Origin of the sequence: Kitasatospora sp. NPDC058444, from assembly GCF_042721415.1 — a bacterium.
Taxonomy (GTDB): Bacteria; Actinomycetota; Actinomycetes; order Streptomycetales; family Streptomycetaceae; genus Kitasatospora.
On sequence record NZ_JBHXLL010000004.1, the window covers coordinates 290,539 to 316,010 of the forward strand.

Here is a 25,472-nt window from a genome sequence, read left to right on the forward strand (position 1 = left end):
CCGCGGGAGCCCGACGGCCCCCGGTGGACCTGACCCGCAGGCCCTCGATCGAGGAACTGCGCGCGGTGATCCACCCGGAGGGCATGCTCCAGCGCCGTAGCGCCGAGCACTGGGCCGGCCGCCTGTACATGCGGAAGATCTCGCTGCGGATCACCCGCGTGCTCTCCACCATGACGGCGATCACGCCCAACGGCCTGACGTATCTGATGATGTTCACCGGCATCCTGGCCGGTGCCGCGCTGGTCGTGCCGGGCATCGCGGGCGCCGTCCTGGGCGCCCTGCTGATCCAGGTCTACCTGCTGCTGGACTGCGTGGACGGCGAGGTGGCCCGCTGGCGCCGGCAGACCTCGCTCACCGGCGTCTACCTGGACCGGGTCGGCCACTACATGTCCGAGGCGGCCCTGCTGACCGGCCTCGGCCTGCGCGCCACCGACCTGCTGCACCGCGAGGGCGCCGGCTCCCACTGGGAGTGGGCCTTCCTCGGCACCCTGGCCGCGCTCGGCGCGATCCTGATCAAGTCCGAGACCGACCTGGTGGACGTGGCCCGGGCCCGCAGCGGCATGACGGCCGTCGAGGACAGCGCCTCGGTGCCGCGCTCGTCCTCCGTCGCCAGGGCCCGCCGGGCGGCGTCCTTCCTGAAGTTCCACCGCCTGGTCGGCGCGGTCGAGGCCTCGCTGTTCGTCCTGGCCGCCGGCGTCGCCGACGCCGTGCACGGCGGACTCCTCTTCACCCGGCTCGCGGTGGTCGTCCTGGCGGCGATCGCCATGCTCCAGACCGTGCTGCACCTGCTGAGCATCGTCCTCTCCAGCAGGCTGCGATGAACGCGACGACAGCGGAGAACTTCCGCCTCGGCGCCGTGATCATCACCATGGGCAACCGGCCCGCCGAGCTCAACACCCTGATCGAGGCCGTCCGCGCCCAGGAGGGCCCGGCGGTCGAGCTGGCCGTGGTCGGCCAGGGCGCGACGCTGCCCCCGCTGCCGGAGGGCGTGCGCAGCGTCGAGCTGCCGGAGAACCTCGGCATCCCCGGCGGTCGCAACGTCGGCATCGAGCTGTTCGGCCCCGACGGTGCCGAGGTCGACGCCGTCCTGTTCCTGGACGACGACGGGAACCTGCCGCGCACCGACTCGGCCCGGCTGCTGCGCGAGGCCTTCACCGCCGACCCGGAGCTGGGCATCGTCTCCTTCCGGATCGCGGACCCGGACACCGGGGCCACCCAGCGCCGCCACGTCCCCCGGCTGCGCGCCAGCGACCCGCTGCGCTCGTCCCGGGTGACGACCTTCCTCGGCGGCGCGAGCGCGGTGCGCTGCAAGGTGTTCGAGCAGGCCGGGCAGCTGCCCGCCGAGTTCTTCTACGCCCACGAGGAGACCGACCTCGCGTGGCGCGCGCTGGACGCCGGCTGGGCCATCGACTACCGGGCGGACGTGGTGCTGCACCACCCCACGACCTCGCCCGCACGCCACGCGACCTACTTCCACAACGTGGCCCGCAACAGGGTCTGGCTCGCGAGGCGGAACCTTCCGGCCCTGTTGGTGCCTCTCTATCTGGGAACCTGGTTCCTGCTGACCCTGGCCCGCCGCCCCTCCCCGGAGGCGCTGAAGGCCTGGTGGGGCGGATTCCGGGCGGGTTGGCGCGAACCCTGCGGTCCGCGGCGGCCCATGCGGTGGCGTACCGTTTGGCGACTGACCAGGCTGGGCCGACCACCGATCATCTGATCACATCCGATGACATCCGCATCGAATGATCGATCGCTGCGGCCGGTGCCCACACACCGGCCGGCTCCCCCGAGATCCCAGTGGATCCCATCGGGCGCACCGGCGGCCCCGCCGACCGGCCGCCCCGACCGATCCCGCGTGAAGGACGAATGTGTCGACAGTGAGTGAACCCGTCAGCCTCTCGGCCCCCAGAGGGGCGGACGCGGGCCTGACCCCCAAGCAGCTTGCGGCCAAGTACGGTCTGGCGGTGAGCGGCGCCCGTCCCGGCCTGTTCGCCTACTCCAAGCAGCTCTGGGCCCGGCGCCACTTCATCTGGGCCTTCGCCACCGCCCGCCTGGTGGCCCAGTACACCAACGCCAAGCTCGGCCAGCTGTGGCAGGTGGTGACCCCGCTGCTCAACTGCGCGGTGTTCTACCTGGTCTTCGGCGTGATCCTGGCGAGCAAGCAGGGCTTCCCGGACCAGACCTACATCGCCTGGCTCTGCATCGGCGTTTTCGTCTTCCAGTTCACCCAGAACGCGGTGCAGGCCGGCACCCGGGCGATCTCCGACAACCTCGGCCTGATCCGGGCACTGCACTTCCCCCGGGCCAGCCTCCCGATCGCCTTCACCGTGATCCAGCTCCAGCAGCTGCTGATCTCCATGGTCGTCCTGATCATCACCGTGCTCGCCGCCGGCATCACCCCGGGCCGGACCTGGCTGCTGATCATCCCGGCGCTGCTCCTGCAGACGCTCTTCAACACCGGCATCTCGCTGGTGCTGGCCCGGATCGGTTCCCGGACCAGCGACATCTCCCAGCTGATCCCGTTCGTGATGCGCGCCTGGATGTTCCTGTCCGGTGTGATGTTCAGCATCCAGGACAAGATCACCCACTGGCCGCACTACATCCAGACGCTGATGGCGGCCAACCCGGCGTCGGTCTACATGGACCTGCTGCGGCACGCCTTCGCGCCGGTCATCTACAACCCGCACCAGCCGGTGCACCAGACCCTCCCGCCGCACCTGTGGGCGTACGGCCTCGCGTGGGGCGTGGGCATGTTCGTCGTCGGATACGTCTTCTTCTGGAAGGCCGAGGAGGAGTACGGCCGTGGCTGACATCGACCTGAGCACCAGCAGCACCGTCCAGGACGTGGACGTGGCCCGCGAGCCCACCGTCGTCGTCGACGACGTGCACATCGTCTACAAGGTGCACGGCGCCGGCGCCGGCAAGGGCAGCGCCACCTCGGCGCTGAGCCGCATCATCAGCCGCAAGCGCGCCGCCGGCGTGCGCGAGGTGCACGCGGTCCGGGGCATCAGCTTCACCGCGTACAAGGGCGAGGCGGTCGGCCTGATCGGCTCCAACGGCTCCGGCAAGTCGACCATGCTGGCGGCCATCGCGGGCCTGCTGCCGACCGAGAAGGGCGCCATCTACACCAACGGCCAGCCCTCGCTGCTGGGCGTCAACGCCGCGCTGATGAACGAGCTCACCGGCGAGCGCAACGTCATACTCGGCTGCCTGGCGATGGGCATGACCCCGGCCCAGGTGAAGGCGCGCTACCAGGAGATCGTCGACTTCTCCGGCATCAACGACAAGGGCGACTTCATCTCCCTGCCGATGCGCACCTACTCCTCCGGCATGGGCGCACGGCTGCGCTTCTCGATCGCGGCCGCCAAGACCCACGACGTGCTGCTGATCGACGAGGCCCTCGCCACCGGCGACCAGTCCTTCCAGCAGCGCAGCAAGCGCCGGATCGACGAGCTGCGCAAGTCCGCCGGTACGGTCTTCCTGGTCAGCCACGACAACAACTCGATCCGCGAGGTCTGCGAGCGGACGATATGGATCGAGGCCGGCGAGCTGGTCATGGACGGACCCACCGAGGAGGTCGTGAGCCGCTACGAGCGCGGCGAGCGACCGTAGTATCCGTCACTTCCGCGGGGCCGGTTCCGGATCTTCCGGAGCCGGCCCCGCGCCGTGCCCGCCGCCCCGCGCGGGGGAGAGCGCCCGGAGCCCCCGGGCGGGGCGGTCTTTCCCGGCGGGCCCAGGCGTGCCAGCCTGGTGGTCCAGGGGGCGGTGTGCCGTGCGTGACCCCCGCGCTCGGACGCGTGTCCGAGTCGGGCCGGTCGTGCCACGCGGTGTAGAACGGGGGAGTGACAGCAGTGTCGGCTTCGGCCCAGCCCAGAGATACGCCGGTGAACAGTTCCGCAGGACAGACCCTGGACAAGGCGGGCGCGGAGAACTTCCCCGTCGCGCCGTTCTTCCTGCCCGCGGCCTGGCGCGACGACCTGATGGCGGTGTACGGCTTCGCCCGCCTGGTCGACGACGCCGGCGACGGCGACCTGGCCGACCCGGCCGCCACCGCCCGCCTGCTCGGGGTCGAGCAGGCGCCCCCCGCCACCCCTTCGGCCCAGCCCGGCCCGCCGACCCCGCAGGAGACCGCCTTCCGGCTCGCCCTGCTCGACGGACTGGAGCAGGACCTCGACCGGGTGTTCGAGACCGCGCTGCGCACCGCCGGCGGTTCCGCGGCCGGCGCCGACCGGCCCCGCCACCCGCTGATGGGCGCGCTCGTCCCGCTGGTCGACCGGCACGGCCTGACCCCCGAGCCGTTCCGCCGTCTGATCGAGGCCAACCGGGTGGACCAGACCACCGCCCGCTACGCGACCTTCGACGACCTGATCGGCTACTGCACCCTCTCCGCCGACCCGGTCGGCCGCCTGGTGCTGGCCATCGCCGGCGTCTCCACCCCCGAGCGGATCGAGCTCTCGGACGCCGTGTGCAGCGGCCTCCAAGTGGCCGAACACATCCAGGACGTGGCCGAGGACCTGGCCCACGGCCGGATCTACCTGCCCGCCGAGGACCTGGCCCGCTTCGGCGTCACCGAGGCGGACCTCGCCGCCCCGTCCGCCGACGGCGCGGTGCGCGAGCTGATCGCCTTCGAGGTCGAGCGGGCCCGCACCCTGCTCGACCGCGGCGCACCATTGGTAGGTACGGTTCGGGGGAGGCTTCGACTGCTCCTGGCGGGATTCACCGCAGGCGGCTACGCGGCCCTGGCGGCCGTCGAGGACGCCGGGTACGACGTGCTCGCCCAGCAGGCGAAGCCTGACAAGCGCCGCCTCGCAGCGAAGGCGGCGGCCATCTTCGCGAAGGGAAGGTGAACGCCCGAGTGGCGGCATCACCACTGGCGTCGGCCCAGGTCATGGCGGCGTACCGGTACTGCGAGGCAGTCACCGGGCTGCAGGCGCGCAACTTCAGCTACGGCATCCGGCTGCTGCCCGAACCCAAGCGGCTGGCCATGTCGGCCCTGTACGCCCTGGCCCGCCGGGTGGACGACATCGGCGACGGCGACCTCCCGGACGACCGCAAGGCCGAGGCACTGCTGCGCACCCGGGAACTGGTGGACGAGGTCCGCTCCGGGGTGGTCTCCGAGGACGACACCGACCCGATCAAGGTCGCCCTGGCCGACGCGGCCCGGCGCTTCCCGATCCCGCTCGGCGGCTTCGACGAACTGATCGACGGCGTCGAGATGGACCTCAAGGGCGCCGAGTACCAGACCTACGAGGAGCTGAAGGTCTACTGCCGCTGCGTCGCGGGCGCGATCGGGCGGCTCTCGCTGGGCGTCTACGGCTGCGACGACCCGGAGCTCGGGGCGCGCTACGCGGACACCCTGGGCCTGGCGCTGCAGCTCACCAACATCCTGCGCGACCTGCGCGAGGACGCCCTGAACGGCCGCACCTACCTGCCCGCCGAGGACCTGGTCCGGTTCGGCTGCGAGCAGGGTTTCGCCCTGCCCGAGCCCCCGGTCGGCGCGGACTTCTGCGGCCTGGTGGCCTTCGAGGCCGCCCGCGCCCAGGCGGCCTTCGAGGAGGGCCTGCGGCTGCTGCCGATGCTCGACCGCCGCAGCCGCGCCTGCACCGCCGCGATGGCCGGGATCTACCACCGGCTGCTCGGCCGGATCGCCGCCGACCCGGAGTCGGTGCTGCGCGGCCGGGTCTCGCTGCCGGGCTGGGAGAAGGCGTACGTGGCGCTTTCCGGGCTCGCCGGGGGGCGTTCTTGATTCTCACACCACTTCTGTCACGCTGTGTCAGCGTGGAATCACGTGCGGGCAGGTCCGTGCCGACCGGACGGGTACCGGCTTCAGCGACCGCCCGCGGGCGGTCCACCGACTGCGAGGGGGAGGGCCGATGACCGGGCGAGCCGATGCCGCGCGCCCGGCCGCCGTCGTGGTCGGCGGCGGACTCGCCGGGATCACCACCGCGCTGCGCCTCGCGGAGGCGGGCCACCGGGTCACCCTCGCCGAGGGGCGGCCCCGGCTCGGCGGCCTGGCCTTCTCCTTCCAGCGCGGCGAGCTGACCGTCGACAACGGCCAGCACGTCTACCTGCGCTGCTGTACCGCGTACCGCGGACTGCTGGAGCGGCTCGGCGCCACCCGGCTGGTCCACCTCCAGGACCGCCTCGACATCCCGGTGCTCTCCGCGACCGGGCCGCAGGCCGCCCCGGTGCGCACCCTCGGGCGGCTGCGCCGGGCCGGCCTGCCCGTCCCGCTGCACCTGGCCGGCAGCCTGGCCCGCTACCCGCACCTGTCCCCGGCCGACCGCGCCCGGGTGGTCCGCGGCGCGCTCGCCCTGCAGCGCCTGGACCTCGCCGACCCGGCGCTGGACGAGCTCTCCTTCGGCGAGTGGCTGCGCCGCAACGGGCAGAACGCCGCCACCCAGGCCGCCCTGTGGGACCTGGTCGGCGTCGCCACCCTGAACGGCCGGGCCGACCAGGTGTCGATGGCGCTCGCCGGGATGGTGTTCAAGACCGGCCTGCTCTCCGACCCGGGTGCCTCGGACATCGGCGTCTCCGCCGTCCCGCTCGGCACGATCCACCACGACCGGGCGCTCGCCGAGCTGGAGCGGGCCGGCGTCCGGGTGCTGCTGCGGGCCCGGGTGGCCGAGCTGAAGCCGGCCGCGCCGCAGCACGCCGTCCGGCTGGAGGGCGGCCACCTGGGGAACGGGGAGTTGCTCACGGCCGACACCGTCGTGCTGGCCGGCGCCCAGGACAGCGCGGCCGCGCTGCTGCCGCCGAACGCGATCCCCGGACAGGACCGGCTGGCCGGCTTCGGCACCGCGCCGATCCTCAACGTGCACGTCGTCTACGACCGCAAGGTGCTGCGCCGGCCCTTCTTCGCCGCGCTCGGCTCCCCGGTCCAGTGGGTCTTCGACCGCACCGCGCACTCCGGCCTGGCCGCCACTGCGCTGGGCCGCGCCCACCCGGGCGCCCAGTACCTGGCGCTGTCGCAGTCCGCCGCGCAGGACGAGATCGACCTGCCGGTCGCCGAGCTGCGCCGCCGCTACCTGCCCGAGCTGGGCCGGCTGCTGCCGGCCGCGGCCCAGGCGGAGGTGCTGGACTTCTTCGTCACCCGGGAGCGCACCGCGACCTTCGACCCGGCCCCGGGCAACGGGACGCTGCGCCCGTCGGCCCGCACCGACGTCGCCGGGCTGCTGCTGGCCGGCTCGTGGACGGCCACCGGCTGGCCCGCGACCATGGAGGGGGCCGTGCGCAGCGGCCACGCCGCGGCGGACGCCGCGCTCGCCTCGGCCGGTGCCCGGGTGCCGGTGGACCGCGGCGACGGGAGGTGGCCCAGGTGACGGCGGGCCCCGCCGCCGGAGAGCCCGCCAGAGCCGACGGGCGTACCGTCGAGCGCATCGGCGCGACCACCGGGAGCGGCCCGGACGGGCGCACCGCCACCACCGCCACCACCGGCACCGGCACCGGCAGTCGATTCGACACCAGCCGCACCGACATCACCCGGCCGCCCCGTGCGGTCCGGCACCACGAGGGAGAGGGAACGCACGTGGAGTCACGCACCGGCTTCGCCGTCGGAGGCACGGCGCACGCCGAACCGGTCTCGGTGCCGGAGCTGCTCGCCCGCAGCCGTACGCTCTGCACTCCGCCGCTGCGGGCCGCCGTCGCCCGTTTGGCGGCACCCATGGACACCGTCGGCGCCTACCACTTCGGCTGGATCGACCGGGACGGCACCCCGGTGACGGGGGACGGCGGCAAGGCCGTGCGCCCGGCGCTGGCGCTGCTGTCCGCCCGGGCCACCGGCGCGGCGGAGGAGGTGGGGGTGCCCGGCGGGGTCGCGGTTGAACTGGTGCACAACTTCTCCCTCCTTCATGATGATCTGATGGACGGTGACGAGACCCGACGGCACCGGGCCACCGCCTGGACGGTCTTCGGGCCGGCCCAGGCGATCCTGGTCGGCGACGCCCTGGCGACGCTCGGCACGGAGGTGCTGCTCGACGCCGCGGTGACCGGCGGCACGAGTGCCACCGACGCCGCGCGTGCCGTCCGGCTGCTCACCACGGCGACCCGCCGGCTGATCGACGGCCAGGCCATGGACGTCGCCTTCGAACAGCGCGACAGCGTCACGGTCGCGGAGTGCCTGGAGATGGAGGGTGGCAAGACCGCGGCCCTGCTGGCCGCCGCCTCGGCGATCGGCGCCGTCCTGGCCGGCGCCGACGACAAGGTCTCCGGCGCGCTCCAGCGCTACGGCCACCACCTGGGTCTGGCCTTCCAGGCGGTGGACGACCTGCTCGGCATCTGGGGTGCCACCGAGGTCACCGGCAAGCCGCACTGGGGAGACCTCCGCCAGCGCAAGAAGTCCCTGCCGGTGGCCGCCGCACTGGCCGAGGGCGGAGCGGCCTCGCGCCGGCTCGCCGAGCAACTGGCCGACCCGAAGGGACGCGGAGAGGAGAGCGAGCCCGAGCTCGCCGACCGGGCCGCGCTGATCGAGGAGGCCGGCGGCCGCGCCTGGACCCAGGAGGAGGCCCGCCGCCAGCACACGACTGCCCTCGCCGCCCTGGACGAGGTGCCCATGACCGACGAGGTGCGCGAGCACTTCGTCGCACTCGCCGAATTCGTGGTGGTACGAGAGAGGTGACGTTACGTTGACAGCAACCGCGGACGGCCGGCTCGACCCTGAGTACGATCCCGAGCCGGTCGCGGTGGGCGACCGCCCCCCGGCCCTGCTGGGTCCGGGGCGGTGGCAGCCCGAGGACACCGACCAGCTCCGGCCGGCCGGTGGGGCGGACCTCCGGCCGGCCGACGCGCGGGAGGCCCTGGCCCGCGCCACCACCCACCTGCTCTCCCTGCAGTCGTCCGAGGGCTGGTGGAAGGGCGACCTGGAGACCAACGTCACCATGGACGCCGAGGACTTACTGCTCCGCCAGTTCCTGGGAATCCGCAGCGAGGAGCAGACCCGCGCCACCGCCGAGTGGATCCGCTCCCAGCAGCGCGAGGACGGCACCTGGTCCACCTTCCACGGCGGGCCGCCCGAACTGTCCACCACCGTCGAGGCGTACGTCGCGCTCAAACTGGCCGGCGACGACCCGGACGCCCCGCACATGCTGGCCGCCGCCCGTTACGTCCGCTCCGCCGGCGGCATCGCGGCCGCCCGGGTGTTCACCCGGATCTGGCTCGCGCTGTTCGGCTGGTGGCCCTGGGAACGGCTGCCCGAGATGCCGCCCGAGATCATCTTCCTGCCCAAGTGGCTGCCGCTGAACATCTACGCCTTCGGCTGCTGGGCCCGCCAGACCATCGTCCCGCTGACCGTCGTCTCGTCCCACCGCCCGGTCCGTCCGGCCCCCTTCGCGCTCACTGAGCTGCACACCGACCCGAACGACCCGTACCCCCACCGGCCGCTCGCCCCCGCCACCACCTGGGACGGCCTCTTCGAACGCCTCGACAAGGCGCTGCACGCCTACCACCGCCGGGCCTTCCGCCCGCTGCGCCGACTGGCCCTCTCGCAGGCCTGCCGCTGGATCGTCGAACGGCAGGAGGCCGACGGCTGCTGGGGCGGCATCCAGCCGCCCGCCGTCTACTCGCTGATCGCCCTCCACCTGGAGGGCTACGAGCTGGAGCACCCGGTGGTGAAGGCCGGGCTCTCCTCCTTCGACCGCTTCACCGTGCACACCGAGGACGGCAAGCGCTGGCTGGAGGCCTGCCAGTCCCCGGTCTGGGACACCTGCCTGGCCACCATCGCGCTGGTCGACGCCGGGGTGCCGACCGACCACCCGGCGCTGGTCTCCGCCGTCGACTGGATGCTCGGCGAGGAGATCCGCAAGCGCGGCGACTGGGCCGTCCAGCGGCCCGGACTCGCCCCCGGCGGCTGGGCCTTCGAGTTCGAGAACGACACCTACCCCGACATCGACGACACCGCCGAGGTGGTGCTCGCGCTGCGCCGGGTCGCCCACCCCGACCCGGGCAGGGTCGACGCGGCGGTGGACCGGGGTGTGCTGTGGAACCTCGGCATGCAGTCCAAGAACGGCGCCTGGGGCGCCTTCGACGTGGACAACACCAGCACGCTGCCCAACAAGCTGCCGTTCTGCGACTTCGGCGAGGTGGTCGACCCGCCGTCCGCCGACGTCACCGCGCACGTGGTCGAGATGCTCGCCGAGACCGGCCGCTCCCGTGACCCCCGGACCAGGCGCGGCATCGAATGGCTGCTGCGCAACCAGGAGGCGGACGGCTCCTGGTTCGGCCGCTGGGGCACCAACTACATCTACGGCACCGGCTCGGTTCTGCCCGCCCTGGTGGCGGCTGGCGTCCCGGACGAGCACCCGGCGATCCGCCGGGCGGTGCGCTGGCTGGAGGACCGGCAGAACGCCGACGGCGGCTGGGGCGAGGACATGCGCTCCTACGACGACCCGGCGCGCTGGGCCGGGCGCGGCGACTCCACCGCCTCGCAGACCGCGTGGGCGCTGATGGCGCTGCTCGCGGCCGGCGAGGGCCCGCAGGGCCGGGCCAATCCGGCGGTGGAGCGCGGCGTGGAGTGGCTGGTGCGCACCCAGCTGCCCGAGGGCACCTGGGACGAGCCGCAGTTCACCGGCACCGGCTTCCCCTGGGACTTCTCCATCAACTACCACCTGTACCGGCTGGTCTTCCCGGTCACCGCGCTCGGCCGCTACCTCAACGGCGCCCCGGGCACGGGCCGGGCCGACGGAGCCCCGGCGATCGGGGCGGCGCGGTGACCACCGCGCCGCTGCTGGTGCTCTGCGCCCTGGGCCCCGAGGTCTGGGCCCTGCGCGGCGGCGACTGGCGCGGTGCGGCCGGCGGGCCCCCGGTGCTGGTGCGCACCGGGGTCGGCCGGCGGCGCGCCGGGATGGCCGTCCGGCGGCTGCTCGGCTCCGCCCCCACCGGCTACGGCGCCGTGGCGGTGGCCGGCTTCGGGGCCGCGCTCGGCCCGGGAGTGCTGCCCGGCGACGTGGTCGCCGCCGACGGCGTGCGCGACGCCGAGGGCCACCTGTACCCGCTCGACTCCGGGGCGGCACTCACCCGGGCCCTGAAGGAGCGCGGCCTGACCGTGCACACCGGCGTGCACCACACCGCCGACCACGTGGTGCGCGGCATCGAGCGGCGGGCGCTGCACCTCCAGGGCGCGCTCGCCGTCGACATGGAGGCCGCCGCCGTCCTGGCCGCGCTCTGCGAGGTGCGGCCCGCGCTGCCGGCGGCCGTCCTGCGGGTGGTGGTGGACACACCCGAACACGAACTGCTGCGGTTCGGCACCCTCCCGGCCGGGGTGCGCGCCTGGCGGACCCTGCGGGCGACGGTCCCCGCCCTGGTCGACTGGTACCGGCAGGAGCGCGCGCCCGGCTCCGCAGACCTGAACCACCCCACATCCTCGACGCTCCCCCAGGAGGCGAGCTAGCCATGGCCATGCCGTTGCGCCAGACCGTGCGGGTCGGCACCTACCTCATGCAGCAGAAGCTGCTCAAGCGCCGGGACAAGTTCCCGCTGATCGTGGAGCTGGAACCGCTCTTCGCCTGCAACCTGGCCTGCGAGGGCTGCGGCAAGATCCAGCACCCGGCGGGCGTCCTGAAGCAGCGGATGCCCGTGGCCCAGGCGGTCGGCGCGGTCCTGGAGTCGGGTGCCCCGATGGTCTCGATCGCCGGCGGCGAGCCGCTGATGCACCCGCAGATCGACGAGATCGTGCGCCAGCTCGTCGAGCGCCGCAAGTACGTCTTCCTCTGCACCAACGCGCTGCTGCTGCGCAAGAAGATCGACAAGTTCAAGCCCTCGCCGTACTTCACCTTCGCGGTGCACATCGACGGCCTGCGCGAGCGGCACGACGAGTCGGTGGCCAAGGAGGGCGTCTTCGACGAGGCGGTGGCCGCGATCAAGGAGGCCAAGCGGCGCGGCTTCCGGGTCACCACCAACAGCACCTTCTTCAACACCGACACCCCGCAGACCGTCGTCGAGGTGCTGGACTACCTCAACGACGAGCTCAAGGTCGACGAGATGATGATCTCCCCGGCCTACGCCTACGAGAAGGCCCCCGACCAGGAGCACTTCCTCGGCGTCGAGCAGACCAGGGAGCTCTTCCGCAAGGCCTTCGCCGACGGCAACCGCAGGCGCTGGCGGCTCAACCACAGCCCGCTCTTCCTGGACTTCCTGGAGGGCAAGGCCGACTTCGAGTGCACCCCCTGGGGCATCCCCAACTACTCGCTGTTCGGCTGGCAGCGGCCCTGCTACCTGATGGCCGACGGCTACGTGCCGACCTACCGCGAACTGGTCGAGAAGACGGACTGGAGCAAGTACGGCCGCGGCAAGGACCCGCGCTGCGAGAACTGCATGGCCCACTGCGGCTACGAGCCGACCGCCGTCCTCGCGACGATGGGCTCGCTCCAGCAGTCGCTGCGCGCCATCACCGAGACCGTCAGCGGCAACAAGGGCCGCTGAGCCGGGAGTCGAACTCCAGGTCGGAACCCCGGCCCGGGCCCCGCGCCCGGGCCGGCTCCGCCCCCCACCAGGCCGGGCCCCGTGCCCGAACCGGCGCGGGCCCCGGGCCCGGGCCGGGCCGAGGCGCCACCGCACCGCCCCGAGTCGTGAGGTGTACCCATGTCACTGCTCTCCCGCGTCACGTCCCCGGCCGAGCTGCGCAAGCTCCCGGCGGCCGAACTCCCGTTGCTCGCCGACGAGATCCGCGACTTCCTGATCGACGCCGTCACCCGCACCGGCGGCCACCTCGGGCCCAACCTCGGCGTGGTCGAGCTGACCATCGCGCTGCACCGGGTCTTCGACTCGCCGTACGACCGGATCGTCTTCGACACCGGGCACCAGAGCTACGTCCACAAGCTGCTCACCGGCCGCCAGGACTTCAGCCGGCTGCGGATGCGCGGCGGGCTCTCCGGGTACCCCTCGCGCGGCGAGTCCGAGCACGACCTGGTCGAGAACTCGCACGCCTCCACCGCACTCTCCTACGCCGACGGCCTGGCCAAGGCCGCCCGGCTCCTCGGCCAGCACGACCGGCACACCGTCGCGGTGATCGGCGACGGAGCGCTCACCGGCGGGCTGGCCTGGGAGGCGCTCAACAACATCGCCGAGGCGCGCGACCGGCCGCTGGTCATCGTCGTCAACGACAACGAGCGCTCCTACGCCAGGACCATCGGCGGGCTCGCCAACCACCTGGCCACCCTGCGCACCACCCAGGGCTACGAGCGCTTCCTCGCCCTCGGCAAGGAGGCCCTGCAGCGCACCCCGCTGGTCGGCCAGCCGATCTTCGACGCGCTGCACGGTGCCAAGAAGGGGTTCAAGGACGCCTTCGCCCCGCAGGGCATGTTCGAGGACCTCGGCCTCAAGTACCTCGGACCGATCGACGGCCACGACCTGGGCGCGGTCGAACAGGCGCTGCGCCAGGCCCGCAACTTCGGCGGGCCGGTCATCGTGCACTGCCTGACCGTCAAGGGACGCGGCTACCGGCCGGCCGAGCAGGACGAGGCCGACCGCTTCCACGCCGTCAACCCGATCGACCCGTACACCTGCCTGCCGATCTCGCCCAGCGGCGGGGTCTCCTGGACCTCGGTGTTCGGGGACGAGCTGGTCGCCCTCGGCGCCGAGCGACCGGACCTGGTGGCGATCACCGCGGCCATGCTCCAGCCGGTCGGCCTGGCCCCGTTCGCCAAGGCCTACCCGGAGCGGACCTTCGACGTCGGGATCGCCGAACAGCACGCCGTCACCAGCGCGGCGGGGCTGGCCACCGGCGGGCTGCACCCGGTGGTCGCGGTGTACGCGACCTTCCTCAACCGGGCCTTCGACCAGGTCCTGATGGACGTCGCCCTGCACCGGCTGGGCGTCACCTTCGTGCTCGACCGCTCCGGGGTGACCGGGCCGGACGGCGCCTCGCACAACGGCATGTGGGACATGTCGATCCTCCAGGTCGTCCCCGGCCTGCGGCTCGCCGCGCCCCGCGACGCCGAACAGCTGCGTGCCCAGCTGCGCGAAGCCGTCGAGGTCGGGGACGCCCCGACCGTCGTGCGCTTCCCGAAGGGGAACGTCGGACCCGCGGTGCCGGCCGTCGAGCGGATCGGCGGGGTGGACGTGCTGCTGCGCACCGGGCGGGCGCCGGAGATCCTGCTGGTCGCGGTCGGCACCACCGCCTCCGCCTGCCTGGACGCGGCCCGGCTGCTGCTCGCCGAGGGCTTCACCGCGACCGTGGTCGACCCGCGCTGGGTCAAGCCGGTCGACCCGGCGCTGCCCGAACTGGCCGCCGCCCACCGGCTGGTGGTCACCGTCGAGGACAACGGCCGTACCGGAGGCGTCGGTTCGGCCGTCGCCCAGGCGCTGCGCGACGCCGACGCGGACGTCCCGGTGCGGGTGCTCGGCCTGCCCCAGGAGTTCCTCGGCCACGCCTCGCGGGGGGAGATCCTGGAGGAGGCCGGGCTGACCGGGACCGGCGTCGCCGCCCAGACCGCCGTCTTCGCCAAGAACCTGCTACCGACCCGAGGAGCGAACCCGCGCCATGCCGGCTGACCCAGACCGCCGCTTCGACATCGCCGCCCTGATCGCCGAACGGGGAGGCGAGCGCTACGAGTTGCAGAGTCGCTACCTCAATCCGCAGCTGTCGCGGATGCTGCACACCATCGGCTTCGACAAGTACTACGAGCGCGCCCAGGGCCAGTACTTCTACGACGCCGAGGGCAACGAGTACCTCGACATGCTGGCCGGCTTCGGCATCTTCGCGCTCGGCCGCCACCACCCGGTGGTGCGCTCGGCGATCCAGCAGGTGATGGACCTCGATCTGCCGGACCTCGTCCGCTTCGACTGCTCACCGCTGCCCGGGCTGCTGGCCGAGCGGCTGCTGTCGTACGCGCCCGGGCTGGACCGGGTGTTCTTCGGCAACAGCGGCACCGAGGCGGTGGAGACCGCGCTCAAGTTCGCCCGGTACGCCACCGGACGCCGGCGGATCCTCTACGCCGACCACGCCTTCCACGGGCTGACCACCGGCTCGCTCTCGGTCAACGGGGAGAGCGGATTCCGCAAGGGCTTCGACCCGCTGCTGCCGGACACCGCCATCCCGCTCGGCGATCTCGGCGCGCTGGCCAAGGAGTTGAAGCGCGGCGACGTCGCGGCGCTGATCGTCGAGCCGATCCAGGGCAAGGGTGTCCAGGCGCCGCCGCCCGGCTGGCTGCGGGCCGCCCAGGCCCTGCTGCACGAGCACAAGGCGCTGCTGATCTGCGACGAGGTGCAGACCGGCATCGGCCGCACCGGCGAGTTCTTCGCCTACCAGCACGAGGACGGCGTGCTGCCCGACCTCGTCTGCGCGGCCAAGGCGCTGTCCGGCGGGTACGTGCCGGTCGGGGCGACGCTCGGCAAGAGCTGGATCTTCGAGAAGGTGTACTCCTCGATGGACCGGGTGCTGGTGCACTCGGCCAGCTTCGGGTCCAACGCCCAGGCCATGGCGGCCGGGCTGGCGACCCTGGAGGTGATGCGCGACGAACAGGTGGTGGAGAACGCCCGCAAGGTGGGCGACCACTTCCGCGAACGGCTGGCCGCACTGGTCGACAGGTACGAGCTGCTCGCCGAGGTGCGCGGGCGCGGCCTGATGATCGGGATCGAGTTCGGCCGGCCCAAGTCGCTCAAGCTGCGCACCGGTTGGACCGCGCTCCAGGCGGCGCGCAAGGGGCTGTTCGCGCAGATGGTGGTGGTGCCGCTGCTGCAGCGGCACCGCATCCTGACCCAGGTGTCCGGTGACCACCTGGAAGTGATCAAGCTGATCCCGCCGCTGATCATCACCGAGCGCGATGTGGACCGGTTCGTGGACGCCTTCACCGACATCATGGACGAGGCCCACAAGGGGAGCGGACTGATGTGGGACTTCGGGCGGACGCTGGTCAAGCAGGCGGTCGGCGGCCGCTGAGACCCGGTGCCGCGGGTGGCGCGGAGTGGGAAGTCGGCCCAGCCGACTTCCCACTCCGTGGGAGACACCGCGTCAGAGCTCGGTCCGGCGACGCCGGATGACCACCACGAGATCGACGGCGGCGAACAGGGTGAGCAGGCCGCAGGCCACGGCGAAGCCGGTGAGGGTGCCCCGGCTGGGTGCGCCGTCGGCGGGGGAGGCGGCCGCCCAGAGGGCGAAGCCCACCGTCGCCAGCGCGAACAGCGGCGTGAAGGTGAGCGAGAGCAGGTAGCGGAGCTTGAGGTCACTGCGGGCGGTGGCCGGCTCGGTGCCGCTGCGCCACCGTCGCGGGGTGCGGGTGCGCATGCCGTTCACCTCCGGACCGCGTGGGTCGGGCTACGATTCCAGCGTACGTCCGAGGAGGCGAGCGGGGGAGGCGCGATGTCGGGTTCGGGCGCGGTGGGGGCGGGAGCGGGTAAGGCGGGTTCGGGCTCCGGTTCGGACGCGGGTTCCGGCTCCGGCTCCGGCGCGGGTTCGGGTGCGGGTGCGGCGGGCCAGGACGGCGAGGGGTACGCGGGGCTGCGGATCGAGCGGGCCCGGGAGCTGGCCCGGCGGCACGGCTGGGCGTCGGTCCGGGTGCTGGAGCCGGGGGACCTGATGACCATGGAGTACCGGCAGGGGCGGCTCAACCTCGCGGTGCGCGACGGTGTGGTCGAGCGCAGCTGGGAGGGGTAGGCCCGGCGCCGGTCGGGCTCGGTGTGCCTCGGGGCCGGTGTGCCTCGGGGCCGGTGTGCCTCGGGGCCGGTGTGCCTCGGGTCCAGTGCGGCTCGGGTCCGGTGCGGCACGGGTTCAGCAGGGCAGGTGCCGACGGGCCAAGCGCCGGTGGAGCCGCTGTTCGGCGGCGGCGACCAGCGGCTCCAGCAGCGGCAGCGAGAGCAGGACGAGCAGTCCAGCGGCCCAGCCGGCCAGCACGTCGGTGACCCAGTGGGTGCCCAGGTAGACCGTGGTCAGGCCGATCGAGCAGGCGGTGGCGGCGGCGATCAGCGCGCCGGTGCGCCGCCAGCGGACGGCGAGGTAGGCGAGTACTCCCCAGGTGACCACGGCGTTGGCGGTGTGGCCGGAGGGGAAGATGGTGCCGCCGGAGAAGAGCTCGGGCGAGCCGACGTACTGGGCGTAGTGCGGGCCGAGCCGGCCGGTGACGATCTTGACCGCGCCGACGGTGACGTTGAGCAACAGCAGCGCGATGCCCATGACCAGCAGCGGGCGCAGCCGGCCGAGGCGGCGGGCCCGCCAGCCGAGCCAGACGAAGGCGGCGATCGCCGAGGGCCCGCGCTGCCCGGCGACCACCCAGGTGTCCAGCAGCGGCTCCAGCCGGGGCCACCGCTCGTAGGGGCGCAGCAGCCGGACCGACCAGTCGAGGTCGACCAGCGCGGTGTTGAGCAGGACCCCGGCCAGCACCAGCAGGTAGCCGGCGAGGGTGACGGCGAGCAGGGCGGCCTGCCGTCGGCTCATCGGGGGCCAGCCGGGGTCGCCGGGGTCGCGGGGGTCGGGGCCGGCCGGGGCGAGGGTGCGCCTGGGGGTGGTGGGACGTTCCCGGTGGCCGGTTTCGGGGGTGCGGCGCTCCGGCCCCTGGCGCGGAATGGGAGCGGGGGTACTTCTGGATTGCACGGGGTGACCTTACCCAGCCGGACAGGGCTATTCCGGTGGTAATTGTCATTTTCCCGGGAAATCGACAATCGGGCCGATCGGGGGTGGCCCGGGGGGTGATTTCGACTATTCCGGGATCGAAAGTCCGTGTGGTCGTCGAATGATTCTGCAAAAGCCCCGGTAAAGCAGACGGAGCGGGAGGCCGGCGGGGCCGGCTTCCCACTCCGTGGTAACCCTGTGTAGGTTCCGTGCTCAGTCGAGGGGGCCGCCCGCGACGTAGATCACCTGGCCGGAGACGAATCCGGCGCCCTCGCTCGCGAGGAAGGAGATGGTGTGGGCGACGTCCTCAGGCTGACCGACCCGCTGGACCGGGATCTGAGAGGCCGCAGCCCGCTTGAAGTCTTCGAAGTCCATGCCGACGCGGGCCGCGGTGGCGGCTGTCATGTCCGTGGCGATGAAGCCGGGGGCGACCGCGTTGGCCGTGATGCCGAACTTGCCCAGCTCGATGGCCAAAGTCTTGGTGAAGCCCTGGAGCCCGGCCTTGGCGGTCGAGTAGTTGGCTTGGCCGCGGTTGCCCTGGGCCGAGGAGGAGGACAGGTTGACGATGCGGCCGAAACCGGCGTCGACCATGTGCTTCTGCACGGCGCGGGTCATCAGGAAGGCGCCGCGGAGGTGAACGTTCATGACCGTGTCCCAGTCGGACTCGGACATCTTGAAGAGCAGGTTGTCGCGGAGTACGCCCGCGTTGTTCACCAGGACGACCGGGGCGCCGAGCTCGGCGGTCACCCGGTCGACGGCGGCCTGGACCTGCTCGGCGTCCGAGACGTCGGCGCCGACGGCCAGCGCCCTGCCGCCGGCGGCGGTGATCCGGTCGACGGTCTCCTTGCCGGCCGACTCGTCCAGGTCCAGGACGGCGACCGCGTAGCCGTCGGCGGCCAGCCGGACGGCGGTGGCGGCGCCCAGGCCGCGGGCGGCGCCGGTGACGACGGCGACCCGGGGGGCGGTGCTCTGCTCGGTCATGCTTGCTCTCGTCTCTCTCGGGGTTGCCTCCCGGGGAGAGCCCCCGGAGAGGGTGGCCACACCCTACCGGCGGGTAGGGAGGGCGACCAGGGTGGAGAGACGCAGGTGACGGTCGGTAAGGACCGACCGGTCGGCTTTCTGCTGAGAACGGGTTACTGCAAGGCCTTCGCAGCCCGTAAATATGCCAATGTTGCCGAACCTGCGTCTACTATCCGCCCCTGCCTGCCAGCAAGGGCCCGCCGTTTGTATAGTGTCCGCCAGCAGCCACCGGCTGCACGGCTGGAGCGCCCTCCCTCATAGCTGGACGCCCACTCGCCGTTACTGCCCCACCCGGGTGTCCCACACACACCGGGTGTGACATCGGGACGGATACATGGTGCTGGGGGAGATCCCGACAACCCGCGTGTCTGCGCGACTTCAGCAGTCGCCCGGACACCTCATTCGCGTGGCACAGCAGGTTCACACCCGCTTGTGGTCCGAACACGTCGGAGCCGATCTCACGGCTCCGCAGTTCGCCGTGCTGCTGGTCCTGGCCCTGGAACCGGGTGCGGACCAGCGGACGGTCGGCGAGCGGGCCTCGCTGGACAAGGCCACGATGGCGGAGATGGTCGCGCGGCTGGTCCGCCGCGGCCTGGTGCTGCGCAGGCGCGACCCGGCCGACGGCCGGCGCAAGTTGCTGGCGCTCTCGCAGAGCGGTGCTCAGGCGGTGCGCGAGGCCACCGGTGGTGTGGTCCGCGTGCAGCGCGTCCTGTTCGAGCCGCTCACGGCGGAGGAACAGGTCGAGATCGTCCGGGTGATGGCCAAGATAGCCAGGCTGGAGCCCGCGGCGGTCGCCGTCATCACCGACGCGCGGCCGATACTGGACGCCCAGCGGGCGATCGGCTACCTGATCAGGGTGAGCCAGCAGGTGCACACCAAGCTCTGGTCGGAGCACGTGGGCGCCGAGCTGACGGCTCCGCAGTACGCGGTGCTGGACGCGCTGGAACTGGAACCGGGCGCCGACCAGCGCACGGTCGGCGAGCTGGCCTCGCTGGACAAGGCCACGATGGCCGAGATGGTCAGCAGGCTGGTGCGCCGCGGTCTGGTGCAGCGCCGGCGTGACCCCTCGGACGGACGGCGCAACCTGCTCTCGCTCTCACCGGCGGGACAGGACCTGCTGCACCGCTCGGCCGCCGGGGTGGCCGAGGTCCAGCGGCTGCTGCTGGCTCCGCTGGAGGAGGGGGAGCACGAGGCCGCGCTCGCGCTCATCGCGAAGGCGGGCAGGCTCTAGGTCAAATCTTCGCCGCGGTAGCCAAAACGATTCGCCAAAATCGCTGAGGGTCCATGGCCATGGACTTCGGCGGATCGGAGCATCCCGAAGGCCGCCCGCTCCCGTAGGGGTGCGGGCGGTCTTCGGCATGACGGATGGTCAGGCACTCGGAGGCCCGGAACGGGGCCCCGGGCCGGACGTCAGTTCCAGTCGAACTCCTGCGGGTCCGGGCCGATCCGCTTGCCGGTGGCCACGGCGGCGATCGCCGCGAGGTCCTCGGCGTCCAGCTCGAAGCCGGCGACGTCCAGGTTCTCGCGGATGCGGGACGGCGTGACCGACTTCGGGATGGCGATCACACCGCTCTGGAGGTGCCAGCGCAGCACCACCTGGGCGACCGTGCGGCCGTGCTTCTCGGCGATCTTCACCAGCGCGGGCTCGGCGAGCAGGTCCTTGCCCTGGCCCAGCGGGCTCCAGGCCTCGGTGGCGATGCCGTGCTCGGCGTGGAAGGCGCGCAGCTCCGTCTGGGGGAAGTACGGGTGCAGCTCGACCTGGTTCAGGACCGGGGCGACGGAGGCCTCGGCCAGCAGGCGGGTCAGCTGCTCGGTGCCGAAGTTGGAGACGCCGATCGACGTGACCCGGCCGTCCGCCTTCAGCTGCTCGAAGGCCTTCCAGATGTTCAGGTAGCTGTCGCCGTGCATCGGGCGCGGCCAGTGGATCAGGTACAGGTCGAGGTGGTCGAGGCCGAGCTTGGCCAGCGAGGCGTCGAACTCGCGCAGCACGGCGTCGCGGCCCTGCGCGCCGGACCAGTCGCGGGTGCCCGAGTTCCACAGCTTGGTGGTGACGTAGAGGTCCTCGCGGGCCACGCCGCCGGCCAGCGCCTCGGCGATCGCCGCGCCGGTGCCGGCCTCGTTCTCGTAGATCGCCGCGGTGTCGATGGAGCGGTAGCCCGCCTCGATCGCGCTGCGGACGGCCGGGGTGGCCTCGGCGTCCGGGACCTGCCACACGCCGAAGCCGAGCTGCGGGATCTGCGCGCCGTCGTTGAGGGTGACGGTGGGGATGGTGCTCACGGGAAGGGGTGCCCTCCTGATTGTCCTGTGGTTCCAGTGGGGGCAACTGGCGCCCCGGTGTGATTGTTCCCGCCGAACGGGCGAAACTTTGGTGAAGCTTTGCGGGGGTTTGGCCGGGGCGGCGGCCGGCCGGTGGCGGGCGGGGAGCACCGGTGCGGGGCGACTGCCGGGCAGTAGCCGGGCACGTGCTGGTCACCGGCGGGGCGTGCGGGGGGCGTGCGGGGGCGCGCGGGTCCGGTGCGCGGTGGCCGGGGGTGTGGGGCGCGCGGGCCGCCGCGAAAAACCTGTTGCGCAGATCACGCGGAGGTTGGCAGTCTCACGGCCATGACCTCCTGACTTCCGGGCCCTTCGTGCCCATCCCACGCCGTCCGGCTCCGCTCCGGACGCATCGTCGACGTCGCGCCGCAGCCGGGCTGCCGTGCCGCGCGTCCTCCGCCCGTCGGCTCGGGCCGCTCCTCGTCGGGCCGCCCGCCGTTCGGCCGCCGTCCGTGCCGTGCGCATGCCGCCGCGGTGTTCCGTGCGCGCTGTTCCCCGAGCTCCCGTAGCTCCCCGTACCCACGCACCCCGTGCGCCCGTGCCCCCGCGCCCGCGCACCGCTCGTATCGGAGTGTCATGTTGCTCATCCCCCTCCCGCTGGCCGATCCCGGCGGCCCCGACCTCTCCTCGCCCCGGGCCTTCCTGCGCTGGCTGCGCCGCAGCCAGCGGCGCGGGCAGCTGCTCGCCACCGTCTGGACGCTGATCGAGATGGGCTGCCAGGCCGCCCTGCCGATACTGCTCGGGTTCGGCGTGCAGGCCGTCGTGGACGGCGACGCCGGCGGGATCTGGCGTTCCGGCGGGCTCCTCCTGCTGCTGGGTGCAAGCGCCGCCCTCGGCACCGTGCTGGCGCACCGCCAGGCGGTCTGGAACTGGCTCCACGCGGCCACCCACGTACGGCAGTTGGTGGCCCGGCAGGCCTCGCACCTCGGGGCCGGGCTGTCCCGCCGGATCGCCACCGGCGAGGTCGTCGCGGTCGGCAGCGGGGACGTCGAGCGGATCGGCTGGTACGTCGAGCTGGCCGCCCGGGTCCGGTCCGCGGTGATCGTCTGGCTGGCCGTCGGCCTGGCGGTGCTGCTGCTGGTCGATCCGGTGCTCGGGGCCGGGGTGCTGCTCGGCGTCCCGGTGCTGGCGGCCTCCGTCTGGCCGCTGATCGGGCCCTTCGAGCGGCGCTACGAGCAGCAGCGCGCCCTCGGCGGCAAGGCCACCGAGCTGGCGGCCGACACCGTCGCGGGGCTGCGGGTGCTGCGCGGCATCGGAGGCGAGGAGCTGTTCCTGGAGCGGTACCGGGCCGCCTCCCAGAAGGTCCGGGCGGCGGCCGTCCGCTCGGCCCGGATCCAGTCGCTGATGCAGGCGCAACAGGTGCTGCTGCCCGGCCTGTTCGTGGTCGGCGTCACCTGGTACGGCGCCCGGCAGGTGGCCTCCGGCGAACTCGCCGTCGGCACCCTGATCGCCGTCTACGGCGCCACGGCCTTCCTGGCCGCTCCGCTGCGCATCCTGGGCGAGGCGGCGCACGCGTGGAGCGTGGCCCGGGTCTCCGCCGGGCGGGCCGTCCGGGTGCTCTCGCTCGGCCGGACGTCCGGTACGGCGCAGGCGTCGCTGGTCAGGCCGGACAAGGCCGACCTGCACGACCCGGCGAGCGGGCTGACGGCGCGGGCCGGCGAGCTGACCGCGGTGGTCTGCGGGGACCCGGACGTCGCCGGGGCCCTGGCCGAGCGGCTCGGCGGCCACGTCCCGCGGGCCGAGGACGAGCGGGCGCAGGCCCCGGCACGGCTCGGCGGCACGGAGCTGGACGCGGTGCCGCTGGCCGAGGCCAGGGCGGCGGTGCTGGTCCACGACAAGGAACCGGTGCTGCTCTCCGGCACGCTGGCCGAGCTGTTCGACATCCCGTCCTCGGGGCGGGTCACGGCCGCCGCGGCCCTGGCGGCGGCCCGCTCGGACGACGTGCTGGAGGCCCTGGTGCAGGGCTCGCCGGAGTGCGGGGGAGACCCGATGCGCGCCCGGATCACCGAGCGCGGACGGTCGCTCTCCGGCGGGCAGCGCCAGCGGCTCGCCCTGGCCCGCGCCCTGCTGGCGGACCCGCCGGTGCTGGTGCTGGACGAGCCCACCAGCGCGGTGGACGCGCACACCGAATCGAGGATCGCCGCCGGGCTGCGGGACACCCGGGCGGGCCGCACCACCGTGGTGTTCGCGACCAGCCCGCTGCTGCTCGACCAGGCGGACCGGGTGGTGCTGCTGCGGGAGGGCCGGGTCGTCGCGGCCGGGCACCACCGCGAGCTGATGCGCACCGAGCCGGCCTACCGGGACGTGGTCACCCGCGGCGAGGAGGCGGCCCGTCCGGTGGGTGAGGCCGTATGAGCGACATCGCCAACTTCCCTTCCACACAGGCGAGGAGTACGTCATGAAGCCTCCGCTCCAGGAGGAACAGGGGCCGGCCGCCACCCTGCCGGTCGGCTCCCCGGCCGCCGTGCGCGAGTACCTTCTGCTGCTCGCGCGGCGGCACCGCGCCGGGTTCTCCGCGGTGGTGGCGCTGCACTCCCTGGCCACCGTGGCCGGGCTGGTCGGGCCCTGGGTGCTCGGGCGCCTGGTCGAGTCGCTGGTCACCGGGACGGCCGGGTCCACCATCGCGGTGGCCGTCGCCTGGTACCTGCTGGCGCTGGTGGCGCAGGCGGCGTTCACCGGCTGGTCGCGAATGCGCGGCGCGGTGCTCGGCGAGCGGGTGCTGGCCGACCTGCGCGAGGACTTCCTGGTCCGCTCGGTGGCCCTGCCGACCGGGGTGCTGGAACGGGCCGGCACCGGGGACCTGGTCTCCCGGGGCACCACCGACGTCGACCGGCTGGACAAGTCGGTGCGTGAGGCGGTGCCCGAACTCGCCGTCGCCGTGGTGTCGTTGCTGCTGGTGATCGGTGCGCTGCTGGTCACCTCGCCGCTGCTCGCGCTGACCGCGCTGACCGGGCTGCCACTGCTGCTGGTCAGCTCCCGCTGGTACTTCCGGCGCGCGCCGCAGTCCTACCGCAGCGAGTCGGCCGGGTACGCGGCGGTCAGCAACGTGCTGGCCGAGACGGTGGACGCCGGTCGGACGGTCGAGGCGCTGCGGCTGGGGGACCAGCGGGTCCGGCTGACCGACCGCAAGCTGCGCGAGTGGCTGGCCTGGGAGCGGTACACCCTGTGGCTGCGCTCGGTCTGGTTCCCGACCATCGACGCGGTGTACACCGTGGCTATGCTCGCCACCCTGGTGCTCGGCGGGCTGTTCACCCTCCGGGGCTGGATCACCGTGGGCCAGCTGACCACCGGCGTGCTCTACGCGCAGATGCTGACCGGCCCGGTGGACCTGATCCTGCGCTGGTACGACGAGCTCCAGATCGGCCAGGCCTCGCTGGCCCGGCTGGTCGGCGTGCGCGAGGTGCCCGAGCACGAGGGGGACGAGTCCGCCCGGCCGGAGGGCCGTCGGGTCGAGGCCACGGACGTCCGGTTCGGGTACCGCGAGGGCGCCGACGTCCTGCACGGGATCAGCCTGGACGTCGCCCCGGGCAGCCGGGTCGCGCTGGTCGGGCCGTCCGGCGCGGGCAAGTCCACCCTCGGCCGGCTGCTGGCCGGGATCTACGCCCCCGGCCGCGGCAGCGTGACCCTCGGCGGGGCGGCGCTGGCCCGGATGCCGGCCGAGCGGGTGCGCGCGGAGGTCGCCCTGGTGAACCAGGAGCACCACGTCTTCGTCGGCACCCTGCGGGACAACCTGCGGCTGGCCGCGCCCGAGGCGGACGACACCGAGCTGCGGGCCGCGCTGGACGCCGTGGACGCCGGGGCCTGGGTCGACGCACTGCCGGAAGGCCTGGACACCGAGGTGGGCTCCGGCGGCACCTCGCTGACCCCGCCGCAGGCCCAGCAACTGGCGCTGGCCCGGCTGGTGCTGGCTGATCCGCACACCCTGGTGCTGGACGAGGCCACCTCCCTGCTGGACCCGCGGGCCGCGCGGCACCTGGAGCGCTCGCTCTCGCGGGTGCTGGAGGGGCGGACGGTCATCGCCATCGCCCACCGGCTGCACACCGCGCACGACGCGGACGTGATCGCGGTGGTCGAGGGCGGGCGGATCAGCGAGTACGGCAGCCACCCGGAGCTGGTCGCGGCCGGCGGTCCGTACGCGGCGCTCTGGCGGTCCTGGCGGGACGAGCGGTAGCGGGCCCCACCGCAGCCGTCCGGACGGGTGTCGGGCCGAAGCGGTTTCAAACCCGTACGGGGCGGGATTGCCCCGTACGGGTTACTCCCTGGCCCGGAAGGGGCGCGTAACCGGGCAAAATGGCCGCCCGGCCCGCAGACTGCTCCGGTGACCAAGATTTCAGACGGCTCGTCCCGTTCCCCGCGCGGTGAGATCGGCGGGATTCCCACGCGCTACATCGGGATCGGCGTCATCGTCGTCCTCGCGGTGTGGTTCCTGTTCGCCAACCTCGACCGGGTCCAGATCCAGTTCTGGGTCTTCACCGTCACCGCGCCCCTCTGGATCGCGCTGCTGGCCACGCTGATCGCGGGCGTCGCGCTGGGCTGGCTGCTGAAGGGACGGCGCGACAGGTGACGGCGGCCCCAGGGCCGACGCCGACCGGTGGCTCGGCCTTCA

General features: G+C 73.2%; 22 protein-coding genes. 18 read left to right on the forward strand and 4 right to left on the reverse strand.

Annotation, left to right across the window (positions count from 1 at the left end):
• The first annotated feature begins 83 nt into the window (after nucleotides 1-83).
• The 13 genes from ACFWP2_RS07630 to ACFWP2_RS07690 all read left to right on the forward strand — a co-directional run bounded on the left by ACFWP2_RS07630 (nucleotide 84) and on the right by ACFWP2_RS07690 (nucleotide 15,868).
• Nucleotides 84-821: a CDP-alcohol phosphatidyltransferase family protein gene (locus ACFWP2_RS07630; RefSeq protein ID WP_359901747.1), complete on the forward strand. Its 738-nt coding sequence runs from the start codon at nucleotides 84-86 to the stop codon at nucleotides 819-821.
• On the forward strand, nucleotides 818-1,714 hold the full coding sequence (locus tag ACFWP2_RS07635; RefSeq protein WP_380449330.1) for a glycosyltransferase family 2 protein: 897 nt from the start codon (nucleotides 818-820) through the stop codon (nucleotides 1,712-1,714). Before ACFWP2_RS07630 ends, ACFWP2_RS07635 begins: the two co-directional genes overlap by 4 nt.
• 151 nt (nucleotides 1,715-1,865) lie before the next feature.
• The gene (locus ACFWP2_RS07640; protein ID WP_380449331.1) at nucleotides 1,866-2,807 is read left to right on the forward strand and encodes an ABC transporter permease; all 942 of its coding nucleotides are present in this window, start codon (nucleotides 1,866-1,868) and stop codon (nucleotides 2,805-2,807) included.
• Nucleotides 2,800-3,609, forward strand: a complete 810-nt coding sequence (locus tag ACFWP2_RS07645) for an ABC transporter ATP-binding protein (protein ID WP_380449332.1) — start codon at nucleotides 2,800-2,802, stop codon at nucleotides 3,607-3,609. The genes ACFWP2_RS07640 and ACFWP2_RS07645 overlap by 8 nt, the downstream gene beginning before the upstream one ends.
• A 272-nt stretch (nucleotides 3,610-3,881) precedes the next feature.
• Nucleotides 3,882-4,844 (forward strand): squalene synthase HpnC, encoded by a 963-nt coding sequence (hpnC, locus tag ACFWP2_RS07650; RefSeq protein ID WP_380449333.1) that lies wholly within the window; start codon nucleotides 3,882-3,884, stop codon nucleotides 4,842-4,844.
• A gap of 41 nt (nucleotides 4,845-4,885) precedes the next feature.
• A complete protein-coding gene (gene hpnD / locus ACFWP2_RS07655; protein ID WP_380449395.1) occupies nucleotides 4,886-5,743 on the forward strand; it encodes a presqualene diphosphate synthase HpnD in 858 nt (285 codons plus the stop codon).
• Nucleotides 5,744-5,870: 127 nt separating this feature from the next.
• On the forward strand, nucleotides 5,871-7,319 hold the full coding sequence (gene hpnE / locus ACFWP2_RS07660) for a hydroxysqualene dehydroxylase HpnE (RefSeq protein WP_380449334.1): 1,449 nt from the start codon (nucleotides 5,871-5,873) through the stop codon (nucleotides 7,317-7,319).
• A 206-nt stretch (nucleotides 7,320-7,525) separates the two neighbouring features.
• Nucleotides 7,526-8,614 (forward strand): polyprenyl synthetase family protein, encoded by a 1,089-nt coding sequence (locus ACFWP2_RS07665; protein WP_380449396.1) that lies wholly within the window; start codon nucleotides 7,526-7,528, stop codon nucleotides 8,612-8,614.
• 64 nt (nucleotides 8,615-8,678) lie between these two features.
• Complete coding sequence (gene shc, locus ACFWP2_RS07670; protein ID WP_380449397.1) at nucleotides 8,679-10,703, forward strand: squalene--hopene cyclase; 2,025 nt, start codon at nucleotides 8,679-8,681, stop codon at nucleotides 10,701-10,703.
• Nucleotides 10,700-11,380, forward strand: coding sequence for a 1-hydroxy-2-methyl-2-butenyl 4-diphosphate reductase (locus tag ACFWP2_RS07675; protein WP_380449335.1), 681 nt, complete (start codon nucleotides 10,700-10,702; stop codon nucleotides 11,378-11,380). Before shc ends, ACFWP2_RS07675 begins: the two co-directional genes overlap by 4 nt.
• Nucleotides 11,381-11,382: 2 nt before the next feature.
• Nucleotides 11,383-12,411 (forward strand): adenosyl-hopene transferase HpnH, encoded by a 1,029-nt coding sequence (gene hpnH / locus ACFWP2_RS07680; RefSeq protein WP_380449336.1) that lies wholly within the window; start codon nucleotides 11,383-11,385, stop codon nucleotides 12,409-12,411.
• Nucleotides 12,412-12,570: 159 nt separating this feature from the next.
• Nucleotides 12,571-14,481 carry a 1-deoxy-D-xylulose-5-phosphate synthase gene (dxs, locus tag ACFWP2_RS07685; RefSeq protein ID WP_380449337.1) on the forward strand — a complete coding sequence of 637 codons (1,911 nt, stop codon included), beginning with the start codon at nucleotides 12,571-12,573 and terminating at the stop codon, nucleotides 14,479-14,481.
• Nucleotides 14,471-15,868 (forward strand): aspartate aminotransferase family protein, encoded by a 1,398-nt coding sequence (locus tag ACFWP2_RS07690; RefSeq protein ID WP_380449338.1) that lies wholly within the window; start codon nucleotides 14,471-14,473, stop codon nucleotides 15,866-15,868. The genes dxs and ACFWP2_RS07690 overlap by 11 nt, the downstream gene beginning before the upstream one ends.
• 72 nt (nucleotides 15,869-15,940) lie before the next feature.
• Here ACFWP2_RS07690 and ACFWP2_RS07695 read toward each other — a convergent pair whose 3' ends face one another.
• The gene (locus ACFWP2_RS07695; RefSeq protein WP_380449339.1) at nucleotides 15,941-16,213 is read right to left on the reverse strand and encodes a DUF6343 family protein; all 273 of its coding nucleotides are present in this window, start codon (nucleotides 16,211-16,213) and stop codon (nucleotides 15,941-15,943) included.
• A gap of 75 nt (nucleotides 16,214-16,288) precedes the next feature.
• Here ACFWP2_RS07695 and ACFWP2_RS07700 point away from each other — a divergent pair, with 75 nt between their 5' ends.
• Entirely contained in the window at nucleotides 16,289-16,582 is a 294-nt protein-coding gene (locus ACFWP2_RS07700; protein ID WP_380449340.1) for an I78 family peptidase inhibitor, read from the forward strand.
• A 114-nt stretch (nucleotides 16,583-16,696) separates the two neighbouring features.
• Here ACFWP2_RS07700 and ACFWP2_RS07705 read toward each other — a convergent pair whose 3' ends face one another.
• Both ACFWP2_RS07705 and fabG read right to left on the reverse strand, forming a co-directional pair.
• Nucleotides 16,697-17,515, reverse strand: coding sequence for a phosphatase PAP2 family protein (locus tag ACFWP2_RS07705; RefSeq protein WP_380449341.1), 819 nt, complete (start codon nucleotides 17,513-17,515; stop codon nucleotides 16,697-16,699).
• A gap of 231 nt (nucleotides 17,516-17,746) precedes the next feature.
• Nucleotides 17,747-18,514 carry a 3-oxoacyl-ACP reductase FabG gene (gene fabG / locus ACFWP2_RS07710; protein ID WP_380449342.1) on the reverse strand — a complete coding sequence of 256 codons (768 nt, stop codon included), beginning with the start codon at nucleotides 18,512-18,514 and terminating at the stop codon, nucleotides 17,747-17,749.
• Nucleotides 18,515-18,959: 445 nt separating this feature from the next.
• On the opposite strand from fabG, the gene ACFWP2_RS07715 reads away from it, so the two are divergent.
• The gene (locus ACFWP2_RS07715) at nucleotides 18,960-19,784 is read left to right on the forward strand and encodes a MarR family winged helix-turn-helix transcriptional regulator (protein ID WP_380449343.1); all 825 of its coding nucleotides are present in this window, start codon (nucleotides 18,960-18,962) and stop codon (nucleotides 19,782-19,784) included.
• 179 nt (nucleotides 19,785-19,963) lie between these two features.
• Here ACFWP2_RS07715 and ACFWP2_RS07720 read toward each other — a convergent pair whose 3' ends face one another.
• On the reverse strand, nucleotides 19,964-20,830 hold the full coding sequence (locus ACFWP2_RS07720; RefSeq protein WP_380449344.1) for an aldo/keto reductase: 867 nt from the start codon (nucleotides 20,828-20,830) through the stop codon (nucleotides 19,964-19,966).
• A gap of 612 nt (nucleotides 20,831-21,442) precedes the next feature.
• On the opposite strand from ACFWP2_RS07720, the gene ACFWP2_RS07725 reads away from it, so the two are divergent.
• The 3 genes from ACFWP2_RS07725 (at nucleotide 21,443) to ACFWP2_RS07735 (ending at nucleotide 25,430) form a co-directional block, all read left to right on the forward strand.
• Nucleotides 21,443-23,221 carry an ABC transporter transmembrane domain-containing protein gene (locus ACFWP2_RS07725; RefSeq protein WP_380449345.1) on the forward strand — a complete coding sequence of 593 codons (1,779 nt, stop codon included), beginning with the start codon at nucleotides 21,443-21,445 and terminating at the stop codon, nucleotides 23,219-23,221.
• Between the two features lie 43 nt (nucleotides 23,222-23,264).
• Nucleotides 23,265-25,037, forward strand: a complete 1,773-nt coding sequence (locus ACFWP2_RS07730; RefSeq protein WP_380449346.1) for an ABC transporter ATP-binding protein — start codon at nucleotides 23,265-23,267, stop codon at nucleotides 25,035-25,037.
• Nucleotides 25,038-25,184: 147 nt separating this feature from the next.
• Complete coding sequence (locus ACFWP2_RS07735) at nucleotides 25,185-25,430, forward strand: LapA family protein (protein WP_380449347.1); 246 nt, start codon at nucleotides 25,185-25,187, stop codon at nucleotides 25,428-25,430.
• Nucleotides 25,431-25,472 lie beyond the last annotated feature (42 nt).

Excerpts from the sequence above, each read along its gene's own strand:
- ACFWP2_RS07630 (WP_359901747.1), top strand. The coding sequence starts at position 84 with ATGCTCCAGCGCCGTAGCGCCGAGCACTGGGCCGGCCGCCTGTACATG.
- ACFWP2_RS07635 (WP_380449330.1), top strand. The coding sequence starts at position 818 with ATGAACGCGACGACAGCGGAGAACTTCCGCCTCGGCGCCGTGATCATC.
- hpnD (WP_380449395.1), top strand. The coding sequence starts at position 4,886 with ATGGCGGCGTACCGGTACTGCGAGGCAGTCACCGGGCTGCAGGCGCGC.
- hpnE (WP_380449334.1), top strand. The coding sequence starts at position 5,871 with ATGACCGGGCGAGCCGATGCCGCGCGCCCGGCCGCCGTCGTGGTCGGC.
- hpnH (WP_380449336.1), top strand. The coding sequence starts at position 11,383 with ATGGCCATGCCGTTGCGCCAGACCGTGCGGGTCGGCACCTACCTCATG.
- dxs (WP_380449337.1), top strand. The coding sequence starts at position 12,571 with ATGTCACTGCTCTCCCGCGTCACGTCCCCGGCCGAGCTGCGCAAGCTC.
- ACFWP2_RS07690 (WP_380449338.1), top strand. The coding sequence starts at position 14,471 with ATGCCGGCTGACCCAGACCGCCGCTTCGACATCGCCGCCCTGATCGCC.
- ACFWP2_RS07695 (WP_380449339.1), bottom strand. The coding sequence starts at position 16,213 with ATGCGCACCCGCACCCCGCGACGGTGGCGCAGCGGCACCGAGCCGGCC.
- ACFWP2_RS07700 (WP_380449340.1), top strand. The coding sequence starts at position 16,289 with ATGTCGGGTTCGGGCGCGGTGGGGGCGGGAGCGGGTAAGGCGGGTTCG.
- fabG (WP_380449342.1), bottom strand. The coding sequence starts at position 18,514 with ATGACCGAGCAGAGCACCGCCCCCCGGGTCGCCGTCGTCACCGGCGCC.
- ACFWP2_RS07725 (WP_380449345.1), top strand. The coding sequence starts at position 21,443 with ATGTTGCTCATCCCCCTCCCGCTGGCCGATCCCGGCGGCCCCGACCTC.
- ACFWP2_RS07730 (WP_380449346.1), top strand. The coding sequence starts at position 23,265 with ATGAAGCCTCCGCTCCAGGAGGAACAGGGGCCGGCCGCCACCCTGCCG.